We start from the raw sequence: 25453 nt of genomic DNA, 5'->3' as shown, positions 1-25453 counted from the left end.
TCTGGAAATTGAACTTTCCGTGACAGCACGTTAAGACTTCTCTTCGCGGGTGCAGCATTGCCCGTTTCGATGCCGTGAGGAGACTGCATTGCCCATTTCCAAGATACTTGTTGCCAACCGTTCCGAAATTGCCATCCGCGTGTTTCGCGCGGCCAACGAACTCGGGATAAAAACGGTCGCGATATGGGCGGAAGAAGACAAATTGGCGCTGCACCGCTTCAAGGCGGACGAAAGCTACCAGGTCGGCCGCGGTCCGCATCTTGCGCGTGATCTCGGCCCGATCGAGAGCTATCTGTCGATCGATGAAGTGATCCGTGTGGCGAAGCTCTCCGGCGCCGATGCGATCCATCCTGGCTATGGCCTGCTTTCGGAAAGCCCTGAATTCGTTGATGCCTGCAACAAGGCCGGTATCATCTTCATCGGCCCGAAGGCCGATACGATGCGCCAACTCGGCAACAAGGTGGCGGCCCGCAATCTGGCGATCTCGGTCGGCGTGCCCGTCGTTCCGGCAACCGATCCGCTGCCTGACGACATGGACGTCGTTGCCAAGATGGCCGAGGATATTGGTTATCCCGTCATGCTCAAGGCCTCCTGGGGCGGTGGTGGTCGCGGCATGCGCGCCATTCGCGACCCAAAGGATCTTGCTCGTGAGGTGACGGAAGCCAAACGCGAGGCGATGGCTGCTTTCGGCAAGGACGAGGTCTATCTCGAAAAGCTCGTCGAGCGCGCCCGCCACGTCGAAAGCCAGATCCTGGGCGACACGCATGGCAATGTCGTGCATCTCTTCGAGCGCGACTGCTCGATCCAGCGCCGCAACCAGAAGGTTGTCGAGCGTGCGCCCGCCCCCTATCTAAGTGAGGCGCAGCGACAGGAACTGGCGGCCTATTCGCTGAAGATCGCTTCGGCCACCGGCTATGTCGGCGCCGGCACCGTCGAATATCTGATGGACGCCGATACCGGCAAATTCTACTTCATCGAAGTCAATCCGCGTATCCAGGTCGAGCACACTGTCACCGAAGTCGTCACCGGCATCGATATCGTCAAGGCGCAGATCCATATCCTCGACGGCTTCGCGATCGGCACGCCGGAATCGGGCGTGCCCGCACAGGCCGATATCAAGCTCAACGGCCATGCCCTGCAGTGCCGCATCACCACCGAAGATCCGGAGCACAACTTCATCCCGGATTACGGTCGCATCACTGCTTATCGTTCGGCATCGGGCTTCGGCATTCGTCTTGACGGCGGCACGTCCTATTCGGGCGCGATCATCACGCGCTACTACGATCCGCTCTTGGTCAAGGTCACGGCCTGGGCACCAAGCCCTTCGGAAGCGATCTCGCGCATGGACCGCGCGCTGCGCGAATTCCGCATCCGTGGCGTCGCCACCAACCTGACCTTCCTGGAAGCGATCATCACGCATCCGAAGTTCAAGGATAACAGCTACACCACCCGCTTCATCGACACGACGCCGGAGTTGTTCCAGCAGGTCAAGCGCCAGGACCGCGCGACGAAGCTCCTGACTTATCTGGCCGACGTCACCGTCAACGGTCACCCGGAAGCCAAGGACAGACCGCGCCCGACCGCGGATGCCGCGGAGCCCGTCGTGCCCTACACCAATGGCACTGGCATCAAGGACGGCACCAAGCAGCTGCTCGACACGCTGGGTCCTAAGAAGTTCGGCGAATGGATGCGCAACGAAAAGCGCGTGCTGATGACCGACACGACGATGCGCGATGGCCATCAGTCGCTGCTTGCCACGCGCATGCGCACCTATGATATCGCCCGCATCGCCGGCACCTATGCGCATGCGCTGCCGAACCTGCTCTCGCTGGAATGCTGGGGCGGCGCCACCTTCGACGTCTCGATGCGCTTCCTCACGGAAGATCCGTGGGAACGCCTTTCGCAGGTGCGCGAGGCGGCTCCGAACCTGCTGCTGCAGATGCTGCTGCGCGGCGCCAACGGCGTCGGCTACAAGAACTATCCCGATAATGTCGTCAAATACTTCGTTCGCCAGGCCGCTGCCGGCGGTATCGATCTCTTCCGCGTCTTCGACTGCCTGAACTGGGTCGAAAACATGCGCGTGTCGATGGATGCGGTGGCCGAAGAGAACAAGCTCTGCGAAGCGGCGATCTGCTATACCGGCGACATCCTGAACTCGGCACGTCCGAAGTATGATCTGAAGTACTACACCGATCTCGCCGTTCAGCTCGAAAAGGCCGGCGCGCATATCATCGCGTTGAAGGATATGGCGGGCCTGTTGAAGCCAGCCGCCGCTAAGGTGCTGTTCAAGGCGCTGCGCGAGGCGACCTCGCTGCCGATCCACTTCCATACGCACGACACCTCGGGCATTGCTGCCGCGACCGTTCTCGCGGCCGTCGATGCCGGCGTCGATGCCGTCGATGCGGCGATGGACGCGCTGTCGGGCAATACCTCGCAGCCCTGCCTCGGCTCGATCGTAGAAGCGCTGCGTGGTTCCGAGCGTGATCCTGGCCTCGATCCGGAATGGATTCGCCGCATCTCCTTCTACTGGGAAGCGGTACGCCACCAGTATGCGGCCTTCGAAAGCGATCTGAAGGGACCGGCGTCGGAAGTCTATCTGCACGAAATGCCGGGCGGCCAGTTCACCAATCTCAAGGAGCAGGCGCGTTCGCTCGGTCTCGAGACCCGCTGGCACCAGGTGGCACAGGCCTACGCCGACGCCAACCAGATGTTCGGAGACATCGTCAAGGTGACGCCGTCCTCCAAGGTGGTCGGTGACATGGCGCTGATGATGGTCTCCCAGGACCTGACGGTTGACGATGTTGTTAATCCGGCCAAGGACGTGTCCTTCCCCGAATCCGTCGTCTCGATGCTGAAGGGCGATCTCGGACAGCCGCCGTCTGGCTGGCCGGCGGCGCTGCAGAAGAAGGCTTTGAAGGGCGACGCGCCCTATACGGTGCGTCCGGGTTCGCTGCTCGAAGACGCCGATCTCGATGCCGAGCGCAAGACGATCGAGACCAAGCTGGAGCGCGAGGTCAACGACTTCGAGTTCGCTTCCTACCTGATGTATCCGAAGGTCTTCACCGACTTCGCGCTGGCGTCCGACACCTACGGCCCGGTCTCGGTTCTTCCGACGCCTGCCTATTTCTACGGTCTTAGCGACGGCGAGGAGCTGTTTGCCGATATCGAGAAGGGCAAGACGCTCGTCATCGTCAACCAGGCGATGAGCGGCACCGACAGTCAGGGCATGGTCACGGTGTTCTTCGAGCTCAACGGCCAGCCGCGCCGCATCAAGGTTCCGGATCGCGCCCATGGCGCCACGGGTGCTGCTGCCCGCCGGAAGGCGGAGCCGGGCAATGCCGCCCATGTCGGCGCGCCGATGCCTGGCGTCATCTCCCGTGCCTTCGTCTCGGCCGGCCAGACGGTCAGCGCCGGCGACGTGCTGGTGTCGATCGAAGCGATGAAGATGGAAACGGCGATCCACGCCGAGAAGGACGGTACGATCGCCGAAGTTCTCGTCAAGGCCGGCGATCAGATCGACGCAAAGGATCTGCTGGTCACTTACGCCGGCTGATTGACTTCAAACGGGCAGGGTCGGTCCTCGGGCCGACCCTTGATGCACAGGCCGACGCATCCTTCCGCTTTGTGCGGCTTCCTGATCTGCAAGTCTGGATTCTTCACCCGACAAACTGTGTTGGGCGTGAAACGCTTTTCTATAACCACCAGCTACGCACTGGTGTAACTCTTGAGGTGGAAATAGCGCTCACATAAGCGGGATTGCTCGACCGCTTTCTGGCGTCTTTGTGTGTGAACGCGACCTGACGCGACCGCAGTTCAAAAAGGCGCTCGGCGTGCAGCCAAGCGCCTGAATGAAAAAATTAGTAGTTACGCGGGCAACGTGCTTCGTAACGGCGGCCGTAGCGGTCGCGATAGACGCAATAGCCGCGGCGTTCGACCGACTGGCCGATCAGGGCGCCGGCAAGACCACCAGCAACGGCGCCGACAGCAGCCCCACCCCAGCTATGGCTGATCGCGCCGCCAATAACAGCACCGGTACCGGCACCGATTGCCGTACCCTGTTCAGTCGGCGTGCAAGAGGCCAAGGCCGCCAAAAGTGCCATCGAGATTGCAATTTTCTTCATCATTTTATTACTCCCCAAGTTACTGGCCACTAGATCCGGCCAGAAGCACTAGAATTATGATGATTACGAGTACCAATCCAAGACCGCCGGAAGGACCGTAACCCCACCCGCGGCTATACCCCCAATTCGGGAGTGCCCCGACCAGAAGCAGAATAAGGATTATAAGAAGTATGGTTCCGAGCATTTTCTGTGACCTCGACGCATTCCATTAGAATGAGCACAAAACACGTTTGCCGGCTTTTTGTTCCCTCGAATCCTTCCGCGCCACCTTTTGGCCGTCAAATAGTCTCAAGTTCCTAGCCAGCTTCTCGTGTTTTTGCACGATTTCGAGCGAGCCATTCGTGAAATATGCCTAAAGATCTATTAAATACAATAGGTTGTGGTTCGCAAACCGCCAGATTTACCGAGATTTTGCTGCCTAAAGGGTTTCGGCTCAAATTCCGATGTCCAATTCGGCCTGCCGAAAGGCGGCTACCAACACGATTGCGACACAGAGATTCAAAACATTTTATTGTCAGCACTCGCAAAGGTAGAATCTGACGATTCAGCATCTTGTGGAAAAAAGCGATTCAAAATCAATACTTAGCCGTGAACAAACCCTGAATCGGAGCTTGGCAGCGATTCGTCTCTGATTCGTTCTCTCGCTGTTCTGAATCGCAATACGTGTACCCTGCAAGTTATTCGTGCGCGGAAAATCAGTACGGCAATTCGAAATCAGCCCTTGCGTTTGTGGGGATGGCTGTCCATGTGTTGTGTGTTTCACACGTGCCGATTTGACTTCGGGGGCGTTGCGCCCCTTTTGCAGGACCATGACTCTGACATCGCAGCCGATGATATTGTCCGGGCGCGGCGTGACCGCGGTGCTCGGGCCCACGAATACCGGCAAGACGCATTATGCTATCGAGCGTATGGTCGCGCATGGGACGGGTGTGATCGGCTTGCCGCTGCGCTTGCTGGCGCGTGAAGTCTATTCGCGCGTCGTCGAGAAGGTGGGCGTCCAGAACGTTGCGCTGGTGACCGGCGAAGAAAAGATCTCGCCTCCGAACGCACGTTTCTCGGTCTGCACGGTCGAGGCGATGCCGCGCGAGACGAAGGCGGCCTTTGTTGCCATCGACGAGGTGCAGCTTGCCGGAGATCTCGAGCGCGGGCACATCTTCACCGATCGTATCCTCCATTTGCGCGGACGCGACGAGACGCTGCTGCTTGGCGCTGGCACCATGCGCCCGATCCTGCAGCAACTGCTCCCTGGCATCACCATCATCGAACGACCGCGGCTTTCCCAGCTTTTCTATGCGGGCCAGAAGAAAATCACTCGCTTGCCGCAGCGTTCGGCGATCGTCGCCTTCTCGGCGGACGAGGTCTACGCGATTGCAGAACTGATACGGCGCCAGCGCGGCGGGGCTGCCGTCGTCCTCGGGGCGCTCAGCCCTCGGACGCGCAATGCGCAGGTCGCTCTCTATCAGGCTGGCGATGTCGAGTACCTCGTCGCGACCGACGCAATCGGCATGGGTCTCAATCTCGATGTCGACCACGTCGCCTTCGCCCAGGACCGGAAGTTCGACGGCTACCAGTTCCGCAATCTGAATCCCGCCGAACTTGGTCAGATCGCCGGTCGTGCGGGTAGGCACGTCCGGGATGGCACCTTCGGCGTCACGGGACAGGTCGATCCGTTCGACGAGGAGCTTATCAAGCGGATCGAGGGGCACGAGTTCGACAATATCAAGGTGCTGCAGTGGCGCACCAAGAACCTGGATTTCGCCTCTCTGCATGCCTTGCGCGCAAGCCTTGAGACAGGACCAAGCGTTGCCGGATTGACGCGGGCGCTTCCTGCTGTCGATCAGCAGGCTTTGGAGCACTTGTCTCGCTATCCCGAGATCATCGATCTCGCCAAGACGCCAGCGCGCGTGGAAAAGCTTTGGGAAGCGTGTGCTTTGCCCGATTACAGGCGCATTGCGCCCGCCCAGCACGCCGATCTCATCTCCACCCTCTTTTCGGATCTCGTGCGCTATGGCACGGTGAACGAGGACTTCCTTGCGGAACAAGTTCACCGCGCCGATCGAACGGATGGTGAAATTGACACGCTTTCGGCGCGAATCGCGCAGATAAGGACGTGGACCTATGTATCGAATCGGCCCAACTGGCTTGCCGATCCGACACACTGGCAGGAAAAGACGCGGGAAATCGAAGATCGATTGTCCGATGCGTTACATGAAAGGTTGACGAAACGCTTTGTTGATCGCAGGACATCTGTGCTCATGAAGCGCCTGAGAGAGAATGCGATGCTGGAAGCTGAAATCAGTGTAAATGGCGATGTCTTCGTTGAAGGACATCATGTGGGGCAGTTGTCCGGATTCCGGTTCACGCCTATTGCGGGAGCAGAGGGGCCGGACGCAAAGGCAGTCCAGACTGCGTCGCAGAAAGCGCTGTCGCTTGAATTCGAGGCACGTGCAGCACGTCTTCATGCTGCCGGCAATGGCGATCTGGCAATCAGCTCCGACGGTTTGATCCGTTGGCTTGGCGATCCGGTGGCACGCCTTTCCGGAAGCGATCACATCATGCGTCCGCGGGTACTCCTGCTGGCCGACGAACAGCTCACGAGCAATGCACGCGATCACGTCGCCGCCCGCATCGAGCGCTTCGTCAATCATCACATCAGCACGGTTCTGAAGCCGCTTGACGACCTGTCGCGCGCAGAAGACCTGCAGGGCCTCGCGAAGGGGCTGGCATTCCAGCTCGTCGAGAATCTCGGTGTGCTTTTCCGTCGCGATGTCACGGAAGAGGTGAAGTCTCTCGATCAGGACGCGCGTGCTTCCATGCGCCGCTATGGCGTGCGTTTCGGCGCCTACCATATTTTTGTTCCGGCTCTGCTGAAGCCCGCGCCCGCCGAGCTCATCACCCTGCTTTGGGCTCTGAAGAACGACGGCCTTGATAAGCCCGGTTACGGTGATCTCATTCCAGTGCTGGCCGCCGGCCGCACGTCTGTCGTCACCGACCCGAGCTTCGAGCGCACATTCTACAAGCTTGCCGGTTTCCGCTTCCTCGGAAAGCGTGCCGTTCGTATCGATATCCTCGAGCGTCTCGCGGATATCATCCGGCCGCTGCTGCAGTGGAAGCCCGGTCAGGCCAATCGTCCGGAAGGCGCTTACGACGGTCGTCGCTTTACAACGACGACGGCGATGCTCTCCATTCTCGGCGCGACGCTGGAAGACATGGAAGAGATCCTGAAGGGTCTGGGTTACCGTGCCGACGCCGTGAAGGCCGAAGAGGCGGCAGCGCATCTTTCCGCTCAGGACGTGACAGCCACGCCTGTTGTCGCCGAGGCTGCCGAGGCAGCCGGTGAACCGTCCGACCACGACGACGCCGATGCTTCGACCGAGGAAAACGGTTCGGAAACGGCCGCCGTTGCCGAACAGCCGACGGCAGCTGAGCAGCCCGTGGCAGAGGCGGGCGAGGCGGAAGAACCGAAGCCGGTGCTTCTGTGGCGGCTCGCCGGTCGCAGCGATGCGCAGCGCCAGCCACGTGGCCAGCAGGGTGAACGCCGCGGTAACGGTCAGGCTCAGGATCGTGGCAATCGCCGTCACGGCGGCGGATCGGAAGCCGGCGAGGGTGGTCGTCCCCAGCGCAAGGAAGGCGGCAAGCCGCATCAGGGGCGCGGCGACCGCAACGAGCAACGTGGCGATCGACAGGATCGCGGTGATCGCAAGGATCGCAACAACAACAATCGTGGCGGCAACCAGCCGCTGCGCTTCGAGGCAAAGCCGCCGCGCAAGGAGAAGCCGATTGATCCGGATTCACCCTTTGCCAAGCTCGCTGCCTTGAAGGAGCAGATGAAGAAGTAAGACACCATGAGCGGGGAGACACAGCCAGCAACCGGTTCGCGCCAGCGCATCGACAAGTGGCTGTTCTTCACGCGTATGGTCAAGTCACGCTCGCTGGCTCAAAGTCATGTTCAATCCGGTCACGTGCGCATCAACGGTGCGCGCGTGCTTCAACCCAGTCAGATGGTCAAAATTGGCGACAAGATCGAGCTGACGCTCGAGCGCCGGGATGTGATCCTGCAGGTCAAGGCTGGGGGAGAACGCCGCGGACCCTACGAGGAAGCCAGGCTCCTCTACGACGACCTTTCCCCATCGCCTGAAGAAACCGCAAAGCTGACGCCTTACGAACAGGCGATACGTGCGGCCGGTGCCGGCAGGCCGACGAAGAAGGAGCGCCGCGCAATCGATCGATTGATGTCGGACGATGATTAGAAAACTCTGCCGCGACTGGGCCTTTTTGAGATCGGTTTATTCTTGAAATCCGCCTTCAAAGCCGATACTTGACAGACAACCTGCCGGATCGCATGACGGTTTCCCAAAACATGGTCGCGCGGCTCTTCCGGCTAGGGAAGGCGTGACGTTCCAGGTTGCCCTGCCCTATTTAAGCGAGAATCCTGGAGTTCTTCATGACCTATGTCGTGACCGACAATTGCATTCGCTGCAAATATACCGATTGCGTTGAAGTCTGCCCTGTCGACTGTTTCTATGAAGGCGAGAACTTCCTAGTCATTCATCCGGACGAGTGCATCGACTGCGGCGTTTGCGAACCGGAATGTCCTGCCGAAGCGATCAAGCCGGATACCGAGCCGGGCCTGGACAAGTGGTTGAAGGTCAACTCCGAGTTTGCCAGCATCTGGCCAAACATCACGGTCAAGAAAGATGCCATGCCCGAGGCGAAAGAACTGGACGGCGAGACCGGAAAGTTCGAAAAGTACTTCTCGGAGAAGCCCGGTTCGGGCGACTGATCGACTTAGGTCGATCCGGCTTTAACGCCTGCGAAATGGGGCGAAATGTGCTTGGAGCATATGGGTGACATGTGTTGCCCGCATGACTCATGCACAGTAAATTATTGATTTCCTCATATTTTTGTGGTAGCTTTAATATCACTGATCCATTTGCGGCATATTGCATGCCCAAAACCACCAGAAAGCAAACAGATTAACGCGCGGTTTCCGTGACATATCAACGCCTTGAGCTGTCAGGTCCTAAAATCGCGTGTGGGTATAGCTTTGTTTTCGACCGGTGGGGCCAGAAGTAAAGTCACCCGACGGATCCGACCGTCTCATCCGGGCCTGACTGACCCGGCTCCGGCTCTCGCCGGAAGCGTAACAGGGAGTTTTTGAATAGAATGACGACCCAGCAGAAAAAACCTTCAGCAGCACGCCATGGCTTCAAGACCGGTGAATCGATCGTGTATCCCGCACATGGCGTCGGTACCATCAGCGCCATCGAAGAGCAAGAAGTCGCCGGCATGAAGTTGGAACTTTTCGTAATTGATTTCGAAAAGGACAAAATGCGTCTGAAGGTGCCGGTCGCGAAAGCTATGAGCATTGGTATGCGTAAGCTCTCCGAGACCGATTTCGTGGAGCGTGCTCTGAAGGTTGTGCAGGGCAAGGCACGCGTCAAGCGTACGATGTGGTCCCGTCGCGCCCAGGAATATGATGCCAAGATCAATTCCGGCGACCTGATTTCTATCGCTGAAGTCGTGCGCGACCTCTACCGTGCCGAGAACCAGCCGGAGCAGTCCTATTCCGAGCGTCAGCTTTACGAAGCGGCCCTTGATCGCATGGCGCGCGAAATTGCCGCTGTGAACAAGATGTCCGAAACCGAAGCCGTCCGTTTGGTCGAGACGAACTTGAACAAGGGTCCGAAGCGCGGCAAGGCGATCGAAGAAGACGAATCCCAGGATGAGGCAGCCTAAAAAGGGCCTGCCATTCCTCACAAAAAACCCGGCCATTGTGCCGGGTTTTTTATTGGAACTTTTTCGGCAGTCGCGCGTTTACAAAATGTCAGTGCGAACCTGTTCGGGCCATGGCCCGTCGGATCGCCTTCGAAGTCAACGTGACGAGGAGCGGATCATGCCTTCCAAATCTTGCCCAACCGGCAGCTTGACGAAACTGATCCCGCCAAACGGCCTGAACGGTACCTAGACAGTAAACTAGGGCCTCTCTCGCAAACATCCAGAGCCGAGGCCTTCATATCTCCAAACCACGATTTCGATCCGGGCATGCCGTGTCCGGGAACAGATATTCTTTGCCCAATTTAGGGCCAGCCTGAGCTCAGGAGACCGTTATGAAGAACATGTCTGCAGACCGGCGCATGATTAAGATTGCGATGGCCGCGCCTTACCTGGCGCGCGAGGAAGAACATGATCTTGCTGTTCGTTGGAAACATAATGAGGACCGTGGTGCGCGAAATCAGATTGCGATGGCACATATGCGTCTGGTCATTTCGATGGCGGCAAAATTTCGCAATTTCGGCTTGCCGATGAGCGATCTTGTTCAGGAGGGCTATGTCGGCTTGCTCGAGGCGGCCGCGCGTTTCGAGCCGGAACGCGACGTGCGTTTCTCGACCTATGCCAGCTGGTGGATCCGCGCTTCAATTCAGGACTATATTCTGCGCAATTGGTCGATTGTCCGCGGTGGGACGAGTTCGGCGCAGAAGGCGCTGTTCTTCAATCTGCGCCGGCTTCGCGCCAAGCTCGCCAAGGGCGATACACAGCTTACACTGCAATCCATCCACCAGGAGATCGCAGCTGCGCTCGGCGTGAGCCTTTCTGACGTCCAGACCATGGATGCGCGTCTCTCCAGCAACGATGCGTCACTGCAGGCGCCGTCGGTCTCCGGAGACGCCGATAGCGCCGAGAAGATGGACTTCCTTGTCAGCAATGAGCCGCTTCCCGACGAGCAGGTCACCAACATGATCGACGGGGAGCGCCGCCGGGTGTGGCTGGCGTCGGCCCTCACGCATCTCAACGAGCGTGAAATGAAGATCATCAGCGCCCGCCGGCTCGCCGAAGATGGTGCGACCCTCGAAGAGTTGGGCGCGGATCTCGGTATTTCCAAGGAGCGTGTGCGTCAGATCGAAAGCCGGGCGATGGAAAAGCTGCGTACGGCGCTCGTCAGCGCTGATCCGTATATGGCGGCATCGGCCTGAACCCATCCTGAGTCACAACAAAAAGCCCGGCGAAAGCCGGGCTTTGTTTATTCCGCGATGATCTTGACGCGATCGCCGGGCGCCACCGACGCGCCTGTCGGCAGGGCATTGATGAGCTTGAAGAGATCAAGTTTCCGATCCGTCCCCATCATTCGTGCGGCAAGCGTGGTGATGTTGTCGCCAGCACGAACGGTTACGACACGCACGCGAAGCGGCTTCAGTGAAGCCGCCTCCTCCGGCGTCATGCGGCGGAAACTCGCGCGCAGGACATCGGCCGTCTGCTGCAGCGTCGGGCTGCCCTTCGGAACCGCCGTCAGGAAGCGGAAGATCTGCGAGTTGTTGCGTACAACGGTAACATCGAAGTCCCAACGATCGGCGCTTGCGCGCGCCGTCGCGGCTTCCATGCCATTTACCGTGACCTGGCGAATACTCGATGGATCGAGACCGGTGACCCAGCCGCTGGAGATGTAGTTGGTCAGTGATTGGTTCTGGTTGTCGGCAACGCCATCGAAACGGATCGCGACATCGCCCGGTCCGGTCGCCATGACGGCCTCGACCTTGTTGTCGATCTTGAAGTCCGGCGGCACGTCGAAACGGATGCCCAAACCACCATGCAGGAATGTCTGCCCCCGGACATAGCCCTCTTCGGGGCTGTCGCCATATAGCAGGCCATCAATGCCGTCGAGATAGTAGTTGCGGCCGGTGTCGCCAACCTTGCCTTCCTGTCCGAACGCACGCGCGTGATCGCGCGCAAGCTCGATACGCTGGGCGGAATTGGGATGGCTTGACAGGAAGTCCAGGCTCTGGTCGGCATCCGGATCCACCGACATGAAACGACTATAGCCTGCCATGGAATCGAGGAAGCGCGCTGCCGCATAGGGGTCGTATCCCGCTTCGCCGAGCATGCGCACGCCGATGACATCAGCCTGCAATTCCTGCTGCCGCGAGAACGCGGCGAGGCGCAGCTTGCCGCGTGCCAGCGCCTGCTTACCGGCGATATCGCTGGACAGAACTTCTGCGACAACCCGGCTGGCGATGACTTCAGCTTCTTCGCGCTTCTGCCGCTCGATGCCGTGGTTCGCGGTCACGTGACCCATCTCATGCGAGAGCACGGCCGCGACTTCCGAGGCGTCGTTGGCGAGCGCGAGCAGGCCGCGCGTCACATAGAGATAGCCCCGGGCAGCGCAAATGCGTTGATCGCGGGCGAATTCAGGATCGTAATGCGGTAGGACTGGCTGGGGTTTTCAGAGACAGCCGTCAGCGCGCCGGCGATACGGGCAACCAGCCGCTCGGTCTTCGCGTCCTTGTACTCGCCGCCATAGCTGGCGACGATGCGCGGATGCTCGCGCGCACCCATCGCGGCACGAGGATCGTTCTTCTGGACTTCGTCGACGATCTGGGGGTTCGAGGAGGGGCCGACGCTCGGTTGGTAGGATTGCTCGAGAGCCGACTGACAACCGTATAGTCCTGCACCGGTGGCGCAGATCAGCGACGCCTGACGAGCCCAACGACACGTTGCGAGAAACACACTACTGGCGGGCGCGGTCAGTTTCCACGTCGTCATGCGGTCCAGTGCGTCTCTCCGAGTCATATTGCTTGCCGATCGGTTTCCCCTATGGTTGATCCGATCGCGATCATTGCGGTTAAACAGGCGTCCATCCCCGCTTTTGCACTGCACAAACAGGGACGCAAGTCTTTGCTGTAACTGATTTTCGCATCGGTTGCATAGCGAGACTCTGCTTAAATGTGGCGCCGTTGTATTTTAGCAAGCCTGACGTGGTTAAGGAGTTCTTTGGGTCGACTCAAATTATGGCGAAAGTGCCGTTGCTCGAGTGAGAATCGTCAGCCGCGCAGAAATTGGACCACGCCAAAGTGATCTTTCTGCTCAATAAACTGCTCGATCGGTGCATCGGCGACAATAGAGCCTACGTCGATAAAGATCGCATGGTCGGCTATCTTCCGAACCTCGTCAGGGTCGTGCGACACGATGACAACAGTATTGTTGGTTTCGCGATGCAACTCGAGAAGCAATGTCGCCATATCGTTTCTGAGTGCCGGATCAAGGGCCGCGAACGGCTCATCGAGCAGAAGCAACGGGCGCTTGCGGACGAGCGCACGCGCGAATGGGACCCGCTGTCGCTCACCGCCGGAAAGCGTGGACGGCATCCGCTTCTCGAAGTTGTCGAGACCGACCTTGGTCAGAGCCTCGCTGATCGCTGACCGATCCGTGGCCGACAGCTTCAACGACGGATTGATGCCGAGGCCGACATTGGTGAAAACATCGAGGTGGGCGAACAGATTGTTGTCCTGGAAGACGAGCGAAACCGGGCGCCGTGATGGATGCTCGCGGGTGATGTCCTCTCCCGCAACGAGGATGCGCCCCTGTTCCGGTATGTCGAAACCGGCGAGAAGATTGAGGAAGGTCGATTTTCCGGCGCCGGATGGGCCGGTCACCGCGATCACGGCTGCGCGCGGCAGCTTGCAATCAAAGTGGAAGGAATGCTGGCCAAGCCGAAGCCGCACATTCTGCATTTCGATCCCGTCAGCCATGCAGGACAGCCTCCTTTCTGGTATTTCCACGTGTACCCGCAATTGTCAGAAGAAGGCAGATGATGCCGAGGATCAGCGCCAGTCCGTCTGCATCGCTAGTTCGGTAGCTCCCTATGCGGCTGTAGATCAGCCAGGGAAGTGTGACGAGGCTGTCGGAGCCAAACAGCGCGACTGCGCCGAGATCTCCGAGCGACAGCGCCGCAGCGAATGACAAAGCCGTCAGCAACGGCTGCCGCATCGCCGGCCAATCGACAAAGCGAAGACGAGAGAACCCTTCGATACCGAGGCTTGCGCTCAAGCGCTGGGTTCGCTGCTGGTGTGTCGCGTAGGCTGGCTCCAGCACGCGCATGACGAAGGGGAGAGACATCAGCGCGTTGATCGCGGCGATGAGAATGGGGGCATAGGCGTTGATGTCGCCCACGGATCGAAGAGCCATGAACCAGCCGGTTGCGAGCACGATCGGCGGCACCAGCATAACGAAGGACGAGGCTGAGCCCATCGCTCCGAAAAAAGCCCTGTCGGCGAGGCTTCTGCTTCCTCCAAGTGCTACCGTATGTCTCGCCCGGACGAGCAGCATTGCGATGCTCGACGAAAGCACGGCCGAACATGTCGCTATCAACGCGCTGGTGATGGTGGATCGCCAGAAGATCGGTTCCAGAACAAGCTTGATCAAATTCGCACGCAGTCCGGCAACGGCGATCGAGATCAGCGGTAACAGCAGGAATGCGACGCCGATAAAGAGCAGAGTGATATCCAGCAGACGTACGGGAAGGGATGTACCGTCCGGTCGCTTCACCGTCTTTCCCACGGTTGTTCCCTCGTCATCGACAGATCGCAACAGCGCCATTCCGCCCAAAATGATTGCGGTCAACACGATCTGCAGCACCGAGAGTGAAACCGCCCTGCCGGGATCGAAATCGAAACGCAGTGACTGGTAGATGGCCACCTCGATCGTTGTTGCCGCCGGCCCGCCACCGAGCGCCAGTACCAGCGTGAAACTCGTGGCGCACAGCATGAAAATCAGCCCTGCGACGCCTGGGATAACCGAGCGCAGTACGGGCCACTCGACGAAACGGAAAATATCCTTCGGTCGCATGCCAAGTCCAGCACCCACCAGCCAGTATTCGCCGGGTATGCGCTCCAGCGACATCAGCATAAGCCGGCAGGCGAGCGGCAGATTGAAGAAGACATGCGCGAGCAAGATCCCGGCAAGCCCGTAGATGCTTATCGGTTCGGCAAGTCCGAGGCGCAGCAGCAGGGAATTCAGAGCACCTTGCCGTCCCCATATTCCGATGAGACCCAAAGCGCCGACCAGCACGGGCAAGCCCATCGGCAATGCCATCAGCCGCACGATCCACTGGCGGCCGGGCAGGTCGGGTTGGCGCGCAAGCGCCTGGGCAAGCGGGATTGCGAAGACGACCGAGAGGAGTGTCGAAAGGAATGCCTGCAGCAGCGTGAAGCGCAGGACCCTTCCGATGTAGGGATCAGCCAGAACCGATGCGAGGGACTGGATACCGCTCGCCATCAGCAGCATGAAGACCGCGAGTGCAATGAACAGAACGATAGCGGCGAGACCGAAGGCCCCGCCGATCATCGAAAACCGTCTCTGTGCCGCGGTCAGCAGCATCAATTCATGCTCATTGCCGCAAGCCACTCATCGATCCAGGCCTTTCGATGCGCCGCGACATCGTCGGAACTCATCAGGAAGGTCTTGCTCGGCTTGACGAGCTTGCTGAAGGCGTCGGGCAGGGGCTGAGACGTTGCCGCAACCGGCATCATCCAGTTGTTTGTCGGGATGGTATCCTGGAAGCCCGGCGTCAAAACGAACTTGAGGAAATCTCGGGCAAGATCCTTGTTCGGTGCGTTCTTCAGCAGGCCGGCGACTTCGATCTGGATGTAGTGCCCTTCGGAAAAGTCCGCGGCCTGGTATCGGTCTGTGTTTTCCGAGACCATATGGTAGGCGGGAGATGTCGTATAGGAGAGCACCATCGGTGCCTCGCCCTTCGTGAAGAGCCCATAGGCTTCCGACCAGCCTGGCGTCACAGTAAGAACGCGGTTCTTCAGCTTGGCCCAGGCTTCCGGCGTCTTGTCGCCATAGATCGACTTGACCCACAACAGCAGGCCGAGACCCGGGGTCGACGTGCGCGGATCCTCGATGACGATTTTCTGCGACGGATCGCCCTCAACGAGATCCTTCATGCTCTTCGGCGGATTCTTGATGGTCTGCGTGTCGTAGATGACGGCAAAATGCCCGTAGTCGTAGGGGACGAAAACATCGTCCTTGTAGTCGCCCGGTACGCTCAGACCAGCGGTATCGACGCCGCTTGCGTCAAACAGGCCGGTTGCCTTTGCTTCCGCCACAAGATTGGTGTCGAGTCCAAGGACGACGTCGGCCTTGGTGCCCGCACCCTCGAGCTTGAGGCGGGACAGCAGCGCGACACCATCGGCGACACTGACGAAATTGACGCTGCACTCGCACGTCTTCTCGAAAGCGGCCTTGACCTTCGGGCCGGGACCCCATTCCGATGTGAAGCTTTCGTAGGTGTAGATCGTCAGAGACTTCTCGGCTGCGCCGGCATTCGTTGCCGAGAACGCGGCAACGGCAGCTACGAGAGCAGCCAGCCCATGAAGAACTTTAAAGTTGGAAACAAACATCGCACCTCTCCTCTTGCTGTTGTTGAAGGGGAAAAGGGCGGTGGCAAATGTCACGCGTCTAATCCCTCCGCCGGTGTTAGCCGGATCAGGTTCCGCGGGTTAGCTTTTGCAAGCCTCTCAGCCTCCGTTCGATGAACGAAGGCACCCCGTTAGAGCGAGAAGAGATGTATCGTCGCGGCCGGCATCTGGCAAGAGTGAAGCCGGCCACCTATTCCTTATTCGCTGGCTTCCGCGACCGCCGCCGGACGGGTGCCGCTGACGAGCCGCGGCAGTTGCACCGGTTTCAGCAACAGCGCCGCAATCAGGCCGACGAGGGCGATGCCGCAGGAGGTCATGAACAGCGGCGTAAACGCGTGCGAATAGGCATCCGCCACAGCCTGTTTCACGGCATCCGGCAAGCCCGCCATCATCTTCGGTGTCAGTTCCTCTATGTTGGAGACACCCGGGATGATAGATCCCGATCCGCCAAGCTGCGAACCGACGATTGCGCCGTAGATAGAGATGGCGATCGATGCGCCTCCCATGCGGGACAACGTCACCGATCCGGTGGCAGCGCCGACGTCGCGTGCAGGCGTGGCATTCTGGACGCCGATAACCGGCACCTGCTGGGCGAGGCCAACGCCGATCCCATGCATCATCATCAGAGCGCCGATCAGGTAAAGCGGGGTACCGGCGTGAACCTGGGAGATCAGGGCAAATGCCACGGCGCTACAGCTCAAGCTTGCTATGGCGAGCGGCTTGTACCGTCCCGTCGCGGAGATGATGCGTCCGGCTGACAGCGAGCCGCAGACGATACCGCCCGTCAACAGGATGAAAAACCCGCCTGCGGCAGAGGGCGATAAGCCCGTCGTCGTCTGTAGGAACAGCGCGAAATAGTTCACCATGCCGATGCCGATGGCGCCGCTCATGATCGACATGGTCAGCAGCAGGCTGAACGTCGAGTTGCTGAACAGGGAGAGCGGGATAATCGGCTCAACGGCGCGGCGCTCCACCATGACCCAGGCGATCGCGGCTGCGACACCAATGCAGATGATGGCAAGGTTCTGTGGTGCGATCAGAGAATCGAAAAGTTGCGCCCCATCAGCCGCAAGCACGACACTTGCCGTCACCACGGCAAGCAGTACTGCGCCCGCATAGTCGATCTTCGGGCGCCTGTTAGGCTTGCGATAGGGAAGCATGAAGGCAAGCCCTGTGAGGACAAAGATGCCGATCGGCACGTTGACGAGAAAGATGGAGCGCCAGCCGAAGAGGTCACTCATTGTTCCGCCAAGCACGGGACCGATGGCACCGGAGGCCATGAGGACCAGGCTCGAATAGCTCTGATATCTGGCCCGCTCGCGAGGTTCGAACAAGTCTGCGTTGACGGCGAAGATCGATACCATGATCCCGCCGCCACCAAGCCCCTGCAGCACACGCGCGGCAATCAGGGTATTCATCGAAACCGCCAGACCACAGATGGCCGAGCCGACAGTGAAGATCAGGATCGCTGCCATCATCACATATTTTCGGCCGAACAGGTCGCCGAGCTTTCCATAGAGCGGCATGACCGCGCTGACGGAGAGAAGGTAGGCGGAGCCAATCCAGCTGAAGCGCTCAAGGTGTCCGAATTCACCGACGATCGTCGGTAGAGCTGTCGCGACAATCTGATTGTCCAGCGTCGCCATGAACAAGGCTGTCATCAGGAAAAGAAAGAGAATGAGCTTGCGGCGATGATCCGCCACAAGGGGTGCCGGCGCACTATGCATATCCATGGGAGTGCCATTTTCCGATTAGATGAGAGTTGGATTTGTGTGCTATCAGCATATAATTGTCAATGGCATATTTATGACGACGGCATATTCTCATCCATATTGCCTTCTGTTATGATCGCCCCATGAACAAAACCGCGAAGGAAATCGCCGACATCGAGAGCGCTGCGGACAGCGAAGGCAGCGTCACGCATATCGGCCAGACAATGACCCGCATGCGGCTGATGACGGGTCGCAGGCTGATCGGAAGGCTTGCGATACAAAGCGTGGCGCCCGGTCTGGAGTTGTCGCATCTGGATGTTCTGGATGCGGTGAGACGCGCGCAGGACTCGGGAGAGGTCACGGTTGGTACCATTGCCGAGATGATGCGCATCGATCCGTCGCGTGCCAGCCGCGTCGTATCTGATATGGTCGGTCGCAATATTCTGAGGCGCAAGGCATCGCAGGCCGATGCGCGACGTATCGTGGTGGTGATGACGCCGCTCGGCCAGAAATTGATGGCGGAGATAAAGGCGCAGAAAATGACGCTGGTTTCCGACATCGTCGCGGATTGGCCGCAGGAGGAAATCGACGTTTTCGCCAAGCTCTTTGATAAGTTCATCTCGGGCTTCGAGGAACTCTTCGAGGCCCGGATGCGCGAGATGACCGAAGACGCATAGCAGGCGGGTCTTTCCCTTCACCCCTGCTTTGCGCTATGGCAATCGCCATGAGCCAATCCACCTTCACCATCCTGCTCGGCGGCGAGATTCAACTGACTGATCGTCTGATCGAGGCGGTTGCCGGAACGCGCGTCATCGCTGCGGATGGCGGGATGCGGCATGCCATCGCTCTTGGCCTGGAGCCGGAGCTATGGGTGGGCGATTTCGATTCGGCGCCGGCGGCCCTTACCGATGCTTTCCAGCATGTTCCCCGCCAGCCTTATCCTGCTGCAAAAGCTGCGACGGATGGAGAAATCGCCGTCTCAGAAGCGATCCGCCTCGGCGCGCGTCGGCTGATCCTTGTCGGGGCGCTGGCCGGCGACCGTTCCGATCACGCGCTTCAGCATCTGCTTTATGCCGTCCGGCTGGCGGAAGAAGGTTTCGACGTCCTTCTCACATCGGGAACAGAGGAAGCCGTGCCCCTCATTCCCGGCACGATCGAACTCGACATGCCGAAGGCGAGCCTGTTTTCGGTTCCCGGCTTCAGCGAGCTCATCGGGCTCTCGATCGAGAACGCACGCTATCCGCTGAAGGATTTTCATTTGCCCTTCGGTTCTTCACGTACCATCTCGAATGTTGCGGAAGGCAAGGTGCATTTCACGCTTCAAAGCGGTCGCGCCATTGTGCTTGCCCGCCCTTACGATTTTTCCGGAGTCTGATTTTTGGCGCCTCCCATTCTAAAACTTGATGATATCTTCCTGAGCTTCGGCGGTGCGCCGCTTCTGGCAGGTGCCGGATTGCAGGTGGAGCCGGGCGACCGGATCTGCCTCGTCGGCCGCAACGGCTCGGGCAAGTCCACCTTGCTGAAGATCGCTGCAGGGCTGGTCGAGGCGCAGTCCGGCGAGGTGTTCCGGCATCCGGCTTCGACGATCCGGTATCTGGAGCAGGCTCCGGACTTCGCCGGCTACAAGACCGTCCAGGCCTATGCCGAGGCGGGCCTCGGGCCCGGTGACGATCCGTATCGCGTGACTTATTTGCTGTCGCATCTCGGCCTTACCGGCGAAGAAGATCCGAAGAACCTGTCGGGCGGCGAAGCCCGTCGTGCTGCGCTGGCACGCGTTCTGGCGCCGGAGCCTGACATTCTGCTGCTGGATGAGCCTACCAACCACCTCGATCTGCCCACCATCGAGTGGCTTGAAGGCGAACTTCAGAAGAGCCGGAGCGCACTCGTTCTGATTTCGCACGACCGGCGGTTCCTTGAGAAGGTATCGAATGCCACCGTCTGGCTGGACCGCGGCACGTCCCGGCGGCTGGATCGAGGCTTCGCGCATTTCGAGGCCTGGCGGGATCAGGTGCTCGAGGCAGAGGAGCTGGAGCAGCACAAGCTCGGAAAGGCCATCGAGCGCGAAGAACACTGGTTGCGCTACGGTGTGACGGCGCGGCGCAAGCGAAACATGCGGCGCCTTGGCGAATTACAGACGATGCGCGCGGAGTATCGAGGCCACAAAGGGCCACAGGGATCCGTTCAGGCGACGGCCTCGGATTCGCAGGAGTCGGGCAAGCTCGTTATCGAAGCGGACAAGATCACGAAGACATACGGCGATCGGTCGATCGTTTCGCCGTTCTCGATCCGCGTTCATCGTGGCGATTGCATCGGTCTCGTCGGCCCGAATGGAGCGGGCAAGACCACGCTTCTGAAGATGCTGACTGGGCAGCTTGCTCCGGACACCGGCACTGTGAAGCTCGGGACGAACCTCGAAATCGCGACGCTCGATCAGAAGCGCGAGGACCTCGATCTCGAGGATACGCTTGCCCACTATCTGACGGATGGCCGCGGGGACAATCTTCTCGTCAACGGCGAGCAGCGGCATGTCACGGGCTACATGAAAGACTTTCTGTTTCAGCCCGAACAGGCCCGCACGCCGATCAAGAACCTGTCGGGTGGCGAGCGCGCCCGCCTGATGCTGGCGCGCATTCTTGCGCGGCCGTCGAACTTGCTGATCCTCGACGAACCGACGAACGATCTCGATATCGAGACGCTCGACCTCCTGCAGGAAATCGTTGCCGGCTTCCCTGGCACCGTCATTCTCGTCAGCCACGATCGTGACTTCCTCGACCGGACCGTTACGTCAACGATTGCGCCGGCGGTTCCCGATGCGCCTGACGGCCGATGGATCGAGTATGCCGGCGGCTACTCCGACATGCTTGCACAGCGCAAGGGTGCGGCGGAAGAGCGCCGGAAGGCCGAGAAAGCGACAGAGAAGCCCAAGGCGCAGGCCGAACCGGCTGGCGAGCAGACAAAGGCGAAGGGCAAGCTTTCCTTCAAACAGAAGTTTGCGCTGGAGAACCTGCCGAAGGAAATGGCGAAGCTGGAAGCGGAGATCGCCAAGCGCGAAGCCAAGATGGCTGACCCGAACCTCTTCACCAAGGACCCGGATACCTTTACCCGCCTCGCTGCGGAAATGGAGAAATTCCGGAACGGCCTCACCAAGATGGAAGAGGAATGGCTGGAGCTTGAAATGCTCCGGGAAGAGTTGGAAGGCTAGGAAGGCGGCCGCTTAGGCCGCAATCCTAGAGCGCCGGCGCCGGTGCGTTCGCGGCCTTCGCCATGATCTTCTCTTCAGACTTCGCCGAGATGGCCTCGAGGTGCAGTACCCGCGGATGGAATGCCTCCATGTAGGCGTCCGAGCGACCGATGTAGATCATGGTGCTGTCGGGTATCGATTTCAGAACGTTCATCATCGTTGCCTGCCACGCGGGTTCCATTCCTTCCAGAACCTCATCGAAGACGATCCACTTGGGTCGCACAAGGAGCAGTCGGGCAAAGCCGATAGCGCGCTGTTCGTCTGAATCGAGCAGCTTGTCCCAGCGTGCCTGCGTGTCGAGCCGTGCGATCAGGGCATGTAGTCCCGCCTGCTCAAGCGCCGCCTTGACGTCTTCAGCCCGGTAGGTGTCGACGGGCTCGGGGAAGGCTAGCGCCTCGCGCAAAGTGCCGCCCGGAATATACGCAGACTGCGGCACGAACAGGATTTCGTCGGTTGGCGGCAGGCCGATCTTTCCACCGCCGCAGGGCCAAAGCTCGGACATCGAGAGGAAAAGGAGCTTCCTGTTGACGCTATGGTCGCCGTTGATCATCACCTTGTCGCCAGCGTTGATCGTGACCTCGGTCTCATGGATCCGGAAGCCGCCGCACTGATCGATCTCTTCGCCGATCTTCGTGGCGATGCTGACGTGATCAAGCGTAAGCGTGCCGGCCGGGCTGCTCTCGTATGCGATCGTTTCCTTGAGGTTCAGGTCGTCGCCCATGTTGGTCAGCGCCTGCCGGAAGTCGGTCACGCGCATCAGGGTCGCCCGCCATTCGGCAATCGGCCCGAAGTTGGCGACGTACCAGCGCAGAGCGGTATTCACCTGATTGAACGCCCCCACCGACATCATCAGTTCACCGAAGGTCAGGCCGCCAGAAAAATACGCCGGCGCCGCAACGATGATCGGGATGACGACGACCAGCCAGCCATAACCGGCCGACACCCATGTCAGGTTGACGTTGGCCATCGCCAGCCGCTTGATGACTGCCAGGACATTGCTGATGTCGCCGTTGATGCGCCGCCGTTCGTTTTCCTCGCCGCGAGCAACCGTGATCGCCGGCATGTTTTCGTTGGCGTGCATCAAGGCAAAGCGCAGTTCAGCTTCCTTTGAGAAGCGATCGGCGTTGAGCTTGACCAACTTACGCCCTACGAGCTGGCTGAGGATTGAGGCCGACGCCGCATAGAAGATGGCGGCCCAAACCATATAGCCGGGAATGGAAAAGCTGTAGCTGCCGAAATGGAAGACGAATCCGCTCGAAAGCTCCCAGAGAACGCCGATGAAGCTGACCAGCAGGATCGTCGCCTGGACGAGGCCGATCACGAGGCTCGTCGAGCTTTCCGCCAGGTTGCGGGCATCTTCGTGAAGACGCTGGTCCGGATTGACGCCGATCAGGCCGCTGGCCGACAGCCGGAGCGCCCGTTTGCGCTGAAGCCATTGATCGACCAGATCACGGGTCAGGCCCTCGCGCATGTAGAGCGCGGTCATCTGGTTCAGCCACGCCTGGATGACATTGAGGAGCAGCAGCATGCCTGCGATCAGTCCGAAGACTTTGAGTTGATGGAAGAAGCCTGGCAGGTCGCGTCGTGAGATGGCGTCGTAGAACGGCGCGTTCCATTGGTTGAGAATGACGGTCGCATAGGCGGTCGCGAGAATGATGCCAATCAGTGCCGTTCCGAGGACAAGGACCCGTCCACGGACGCTCGAACTCCAAAAGGCGGCAAACATCACTTTCACGCGGTAGGCGAGGCTAAGTTCATATCCTACCCGGTCCTGCGCCTGGATGGTCGGCTTGGCCTTCACGTCGTCTGCCATTCTGCTTCCTTAACCGGTCCGTTCGGTGTGAATAACATGGTGCGTGGGCATGTCCAGCAACAGATTCTACCATGCTTTAACGCGCGAGTTACCCCGCCGACCGCCTGCCATTGATTTGGCGCCCGACAAGGGTTATTTAAGGGGCTCCGTGGTGATTTGGCCGGCCGGCTTGCAGCCACGTTAAAGAAGTAGCTAAAGGGCCGCGTGCGGACCGATAGCGATATTTCGTTTTTTTATCGAGTGACCGCAATGCCCATCAAGATTCCCGACACGTTGCCTGCCTTTGAGACGCTTGTTCAGGAAGGTGTGCGCGTAATGACCGAGACGGCGGCGATCCGCCAGGACATTCGCCCCCTGCAGATTGGCTTGCTCAATCTGATGCCGAACAAGATCAAGACGGAATTGCAGATGGCCCGCCTCGTCGGCGCCTCGCCGCTGCAGGTCGAGCTTTCTCTTGTGCGGATCGGAACCCACAAGGCGAAAAACACGTCGGAAGATCATCTTCTCTCCTTCTACGAAACCTGGGAGGAGGTCAGGCACCGCAAATTCGACGGTTTCATCATCACGGGGGCGCCGATCGAGACGCTGCCCTACGAAGACGTGACTTATTGGCAGGAAATGCAGCGGATTTTCGACTGGACCAACACGAACGTCCATTCGACCATGAACGTCTGCTGGGGCGCGATGGCCGCGATCTACCACTTCCACGGCGTTCCCAAGTACGAGCTCAAGGAAAAGGCTTTTGGCGTCTATCGCCACAAGAACCTCAACCCCTCCTCCGTGTATCTCAATGGGTTCTCCGACAATTTCGAGGTGCCGGTGTCGCGCTGGACAGAAGTGCGCCAGGACGACATCGAGAAATCGAAGTCGCTCGAAATTCTGATGGCGTCGAACGAGATGGGCGTCTGCCTTGTCCACGAGGACGAGGGCAAGCGCCTCTATATGTTCAACCACGTTGAATATGATTCAACGTCGCTGGCCGACGAGTATTTTCGCGACGTCGATGCGGGCGTTCCCATCAAGATGCCGCACAACTACTTCCCGCACAACGATCCGACGATCGCGCCGCAAAACCGGTGGCGCGGCCACGCACACCTGCTGTTCGGCAACTGGATCAACGAGATCTATCAGACGACGCCCTATGATCTGGAGGAGATCGGCAAAGGCCGGTGATTTTGTAAAGCGCCGCGGCAATGCCAGCGGCGCTTTTTTATGTCGCAGTGGTTGCGATTTGTCGCAAAGGGGAGCAGTTTCCCTGCCGAAATCATGGATTTATGGATAGCCTTATGACGAATAATTTGGTGCGGGAAGTTTTCGGACATACCACGACGGGCGAGACCGTCTATCGGGTGGAGATCAAGGGTGGCGGCTTGACCGCCAAGGTCATCAGCTGGGGCGCTGTCATTCAGGATCTTCGGCTTGACGGACACGATGCGCCCCTGACGCTCGGCTTTGATGATTTCGAGAGCTATCCGGCCCATTCTTCCTATTTCGGTGCGACCCCCGGCCGCTGCGCCAACCGTATCGGCTCCGGCAAGTTCACGCTCGACGGCAAGTCGTATCAGCTCGATCTGAACGAGAATGGTGTCACGCATCTTCATGGCGGCAGCGATAACATTGCAAAGCAAAACTGGACGATCGTCGAGCATGACGTCGACCGCGTCGTCCTGAAGATCGTCGATCCCGACGGCCGCTCAGGCTATCCCGGCAACTGCACGATCCAGGCAACCTATCGGGTTCACGGTTCAGGCGAACTGTCCGTCACTTACGAGACGACGACCGACCAGCCGACGATCGCCAACGTCTGCCAGCACGCCTACTTCAATCTCGATGGCCGCGAGGATACCCTTGGTCATGACATCATGATCGCGGCCGATGGCTATCTCGTCACCGACGAGCGTCAGATCCCGACGGGCGAAGTACGCCCCGTTGAGGGAACAGCGTTCGATTTTCGCGAGATGGCTTCGATTAAGCGCTTCGAAGGCGGCGAGCAGGCGCTGTACGATCACAACTTCTGCCTTTCCAGCGAGCGCACGGCCAAGCGTTCCGTCGTGCTGGCCCGCAGCCTGCACTCGGGCGTGTCGCTTGAAGTGCGCACGACCGAGCCGGGTGTCCAGTTCTATGCAGCGTTCAAGCTTGACGTTCCCGTGCCCGGCATCGGTGGACGCAAGTATGGACCGTTTGCCGGTTTCTGCCTGGAAACGCAGGTCTGGCCCGATGCCATCAACCACGAAGCATTCCCGAATGCTGTTGTTCGTCCGGGCGAAGTGCTGCGTCAGGAGACCGACTACATCTTCTCGAAGAACTGACCGTCGGTTCTCGCATCTCCGATTTGACGCCAAGACCCCCGCTATTTTGACGCGGGGGTT

Annotated in this window: 18 protein-coding genes, 1 pseudogene and 2 riboswitches; of the genes and pseudogenes, 11 read left to right on the top strand and 8 right to left on the bottom strand. The window is 59.4% G+C overall.

Annotated features, from left to right (window positions below):
* The first annotated feature begins 88 nt into the window (after positions 1 to 88).
* Positions 89 to 3553: a pyruvate carboxylase gene (gene pyc, locus FZ934_RS15805; RefSeq protein WP_153271844.1), complete on the top strand. Its 3465-nt coding sequence runs from the start codon at positions 89 to 91 to the stop codon at positions 3551 to 3553.
* Positions 3554 to 3857: 304 nt separating this feature from the next.
* On the opposite strand, the gene FZ934_RS15800 is transcribed toward pyc, so the two are convergent.
* The gene (locus FZ934_RS15800) at positions 3858 to 4124 is read right to left on the bottom strand and encodes a YMGG-like glycine zipper-containing protein (protein WP_153271843.1); all 267 of its coding nucleotides are present in this window, start codon (positions 4122 to 4124) and stop codon (positions 3858 to 3860) included.
* A gap of 16 nt (positions 4125 to 4140) precedes the next feature.
* Positions 4141 to 4305 (bottom strand): DUF3309 family protein, encoded by a 165-nt coding sequence (locus FZ934_RS15795; protein WP_153271842.1) that lies wholly within the window; start codon positions 4303 to 4305, stop codon positions 4141 to 4143.
* A gap of 625 nt (positions 4306 to 4930) precedes the next feature.
* Here FZ934_RS15795 and FZ934_RS15790 point away from each other — a divergent pair.
* The 5 genes from FZ934_RS15790 (at position 4931) to FZ934_RS15770 (ending at position 11095) form a co-directional block, all read left to right on the top strand.
* Positions 4931 to 7960: a helicase-related protein gene (locus FZ934_RS15790; RefSeq protein ID WP_153271841.1), complete on the top strand. Its 3030-nt coding sequence runs from the start codon at positions 4931 to 4933 to the stop codon at positions 7958 to 7960.
* A gap of 6 nt (positions 7961 to 7966) precedes the next feature.
* Positions 7967 to 8371, top strand: coding sequence for an RNA-binding S4 domain-containing protein (locus FZ934_RS15785; protein WP_153271840.1), 405 nt, complete (start codon positions 7967 to 7969; stop codon positions 8369 to 8371).
* Between the two features lie 194 nt (positions 8372 to 8565).
* Complete coding sequence (gene fdxA, locus FZ934_RS15780) at positions 8566 to 8904, top strand: ferredoxin FdxA (protein WP_153271839.1); 339 nt, start codon at positions 8566 to 8568, stop codon at positions 8902 to 8904.
* Between the two features lie 383 nt (positions 8905 to 9287).
* Positions 9288 to 9860 carry a CarD family transcriptional regulator gene (locus FZ934_RS15775; protein WP_113360023.1) on the top strand — a complete coding sequence of 191 codons (573 nt, stop codon included), beginning with the start codon at positions 9288 to 9290 and terminating at the stop codon, positions 9858 to 9860.
* 371 nt (positions 9861 to 10231) lie between these two features.
* Positions 10232 to 11095, top strand: coding sequence for an RNA polymerase factor sigma-32 (locus FZ934_RS15770; RefSeq protein WP_056810799.1), 864 nt, complete (start codon positions 10232 to 10234; stop codon positions 11093 to 11095).
* Positions 11096 to 11142: 47 nt separating this feature from the next.
* Here the strand turns inward: FZ934_RS15770 and FZ934_RS15765 are convergent.
* From FZ934_RS15765 to FZ934_RS15745, 5 genes and pseudogenes are all read right to left on the bottom strand, one after another.
* Positions 11143 to 12659 (bottom strand): annotated as a pseudogene (locus tag FZ934_RS15765) (M48 family metalloprotease).
* Between the two features lie 278 nt (positions 12660 to 12937).
* Positions 12938 to 13645: a thiamine ABC transporter ATP-binding protein gene (locus FZ934_RS15760; RefSeq protein ID WP_153271838.1), complete on the bottom strand. Its 708-nt coding sequence runs from the start codon at positions 13643 to 13645 to the stop codon at positions 12938 to 12940.
* A complete protein-coding gene (gene thiP, locus FZ934_RS15755; protein WP_153272474.1) occupies positions 13638 to 15272 on the bottom strand; it encodes a thiamine/thiamine pyrophosphate ABC transporter permease ThiP in 1635 nt (544 codons plus the stop codon). The genes FZ934_RS15760 and thiP overlap by 8 nt, the downstream gene beginning before the upstream one ends.
* Positions 15272 to 16300, bottom strand: a complete 1029-nt coding sequence (thiB, locus tag FZ934_RS15750; protein WP_153271837.1) for a thiamine ABC transporter substrate binding subunit — start codon at positions 16298 to 16300, stop codon at positions 15272 to 15274. Before thiB ends, thiP begins: the two co-directional genes overlap by 1 nt.
* Before the next feature lie 45 nt (positions 16301 to 16345).
* Positions 16346 to 16459, bottom strand: a riboswitch (TPP riboswitch).
* A 56-nt stretch (positions 16460 to 16515) separates the two neighbouring features.
* The gene (locus FZ934_RS15745) at positions 16516 to 18051 is read right to left on the bottom strand and encodes an MDR family MFS transporter (RefSeq protein ID WP_153271836.1); all 1536 of its coding nucleotides are present in this window, start codon (positions 18049 to 18051) and stop codon (positions 16516 to 16518) included.
* A 122-nt stretch (positions 18052 to 18173) separates the two neighbouring features.
* On the opposite strand from FZ934_RS15745, the gene FZ934_RS15740 reads away from it, so the two are divergent.
* Genes FZ934_RS15740 through FZ934_RS15730 form a run of 3 tightly spaced genes read left to right on the top strand, consistent with a single transcriptional unit; the run spans position 18174 to position 21232 of the window.
* Positions 18174 to 18707, top strand: coding sequence for a MarR family winged helix-turn-helix transcriptional regulator (locus FZ934_RS15740; protein ID WP_153271835.1), 534 nt, complete (start codon positions 18174 to 18176; stop codon positions 18705 to 18707).
* Between the two features lie 47 nt (positions 18708 to 18754).
* The gene (locus FZ934_RS15735; RefSeq protein WP_153271834.1) at positions 18755 to 19405 is read left to right on the top strand and encodes a thiamine diphosphokinase; all 651 of its coding nucleotides are present in this window, start codon (positions 18755 to 18757) and stop codon (positions 19403 to 19405) included.
* Positions 19406 to 19408: 3 nt separating this feature from the next.
* A complete protein-coding gene (locus FZ934_RS15730) occupies positions 19409 to 21232 on the top strand; it encodes an ABC-F family ATP-binding cassette domain-containing protein (RefSeq protein WP_153271833.1) in 1824 nt (607 codons plus the stop codon).
* 25 nt (positions 21233 to 21257) lie between these two features.
* Here the strand turns inward: FZ934_RS15730 and FZ934_RS15725 are convergent, their stop codons facing one another.
* Entirely contained in the window at positions 21258 to 23084 is a 1827-nt protein-coding gene (locus FZ934_RS15725) for an ABC transporter ATP-binding protein/permease (RefSeq protein ID WP_153271832.1), read from the bottom strand.
* A gap of 138 nt (positions 23085 to 23222) precedes the next feature.
* A riboswitch (SAM riboswitch) is annotated at positions 23223 to 23300 on the top strand.
* Between the two features lie 33 nt (positions 23301 to 23333).
* Between FZ934_RS15725 and metA the strand changes: the two genes are divergently transcribed.
* Complete coding sequence (gene metA / locus FZ934_RS15720; protein ID WP_153271831.1) at positions 23334 to 24257, top strand: homoserine O-acetyltransferase MetA; 924 nt, start codon at positions 23334 to 23336, stop codon at positions 24255 to 24257.
* 113 nt (positions 24258 to 24370) lie between these two features.
* Entirely contained in the window at positions 24371 to 25393 is a 1023-nt protein-coding gene (locus FZ934_RS15715; RefSeq protein ID WP_153271830.1) for an aldose epimerase family protein, read from the top strand.
* Positions 25394 to 25453 lie beyond the last annotated feature (60 nt).

It is taken from the genome of Rhizobium grahamii, assembly GCF_009498215.1.
In the GTDB taxonomy this organism is placed as follows: Bacteria; Pseudomonadota; Alphaproteobacteria; order Rhizobiales; family Rhizobiaceae; genus Rhizobium; species Rhizobium grahamii_A.
Note: the sequence above shows the minus strand (reverse complement) of the source record. Positions and strands in the feature narration are given on the sequence as shown.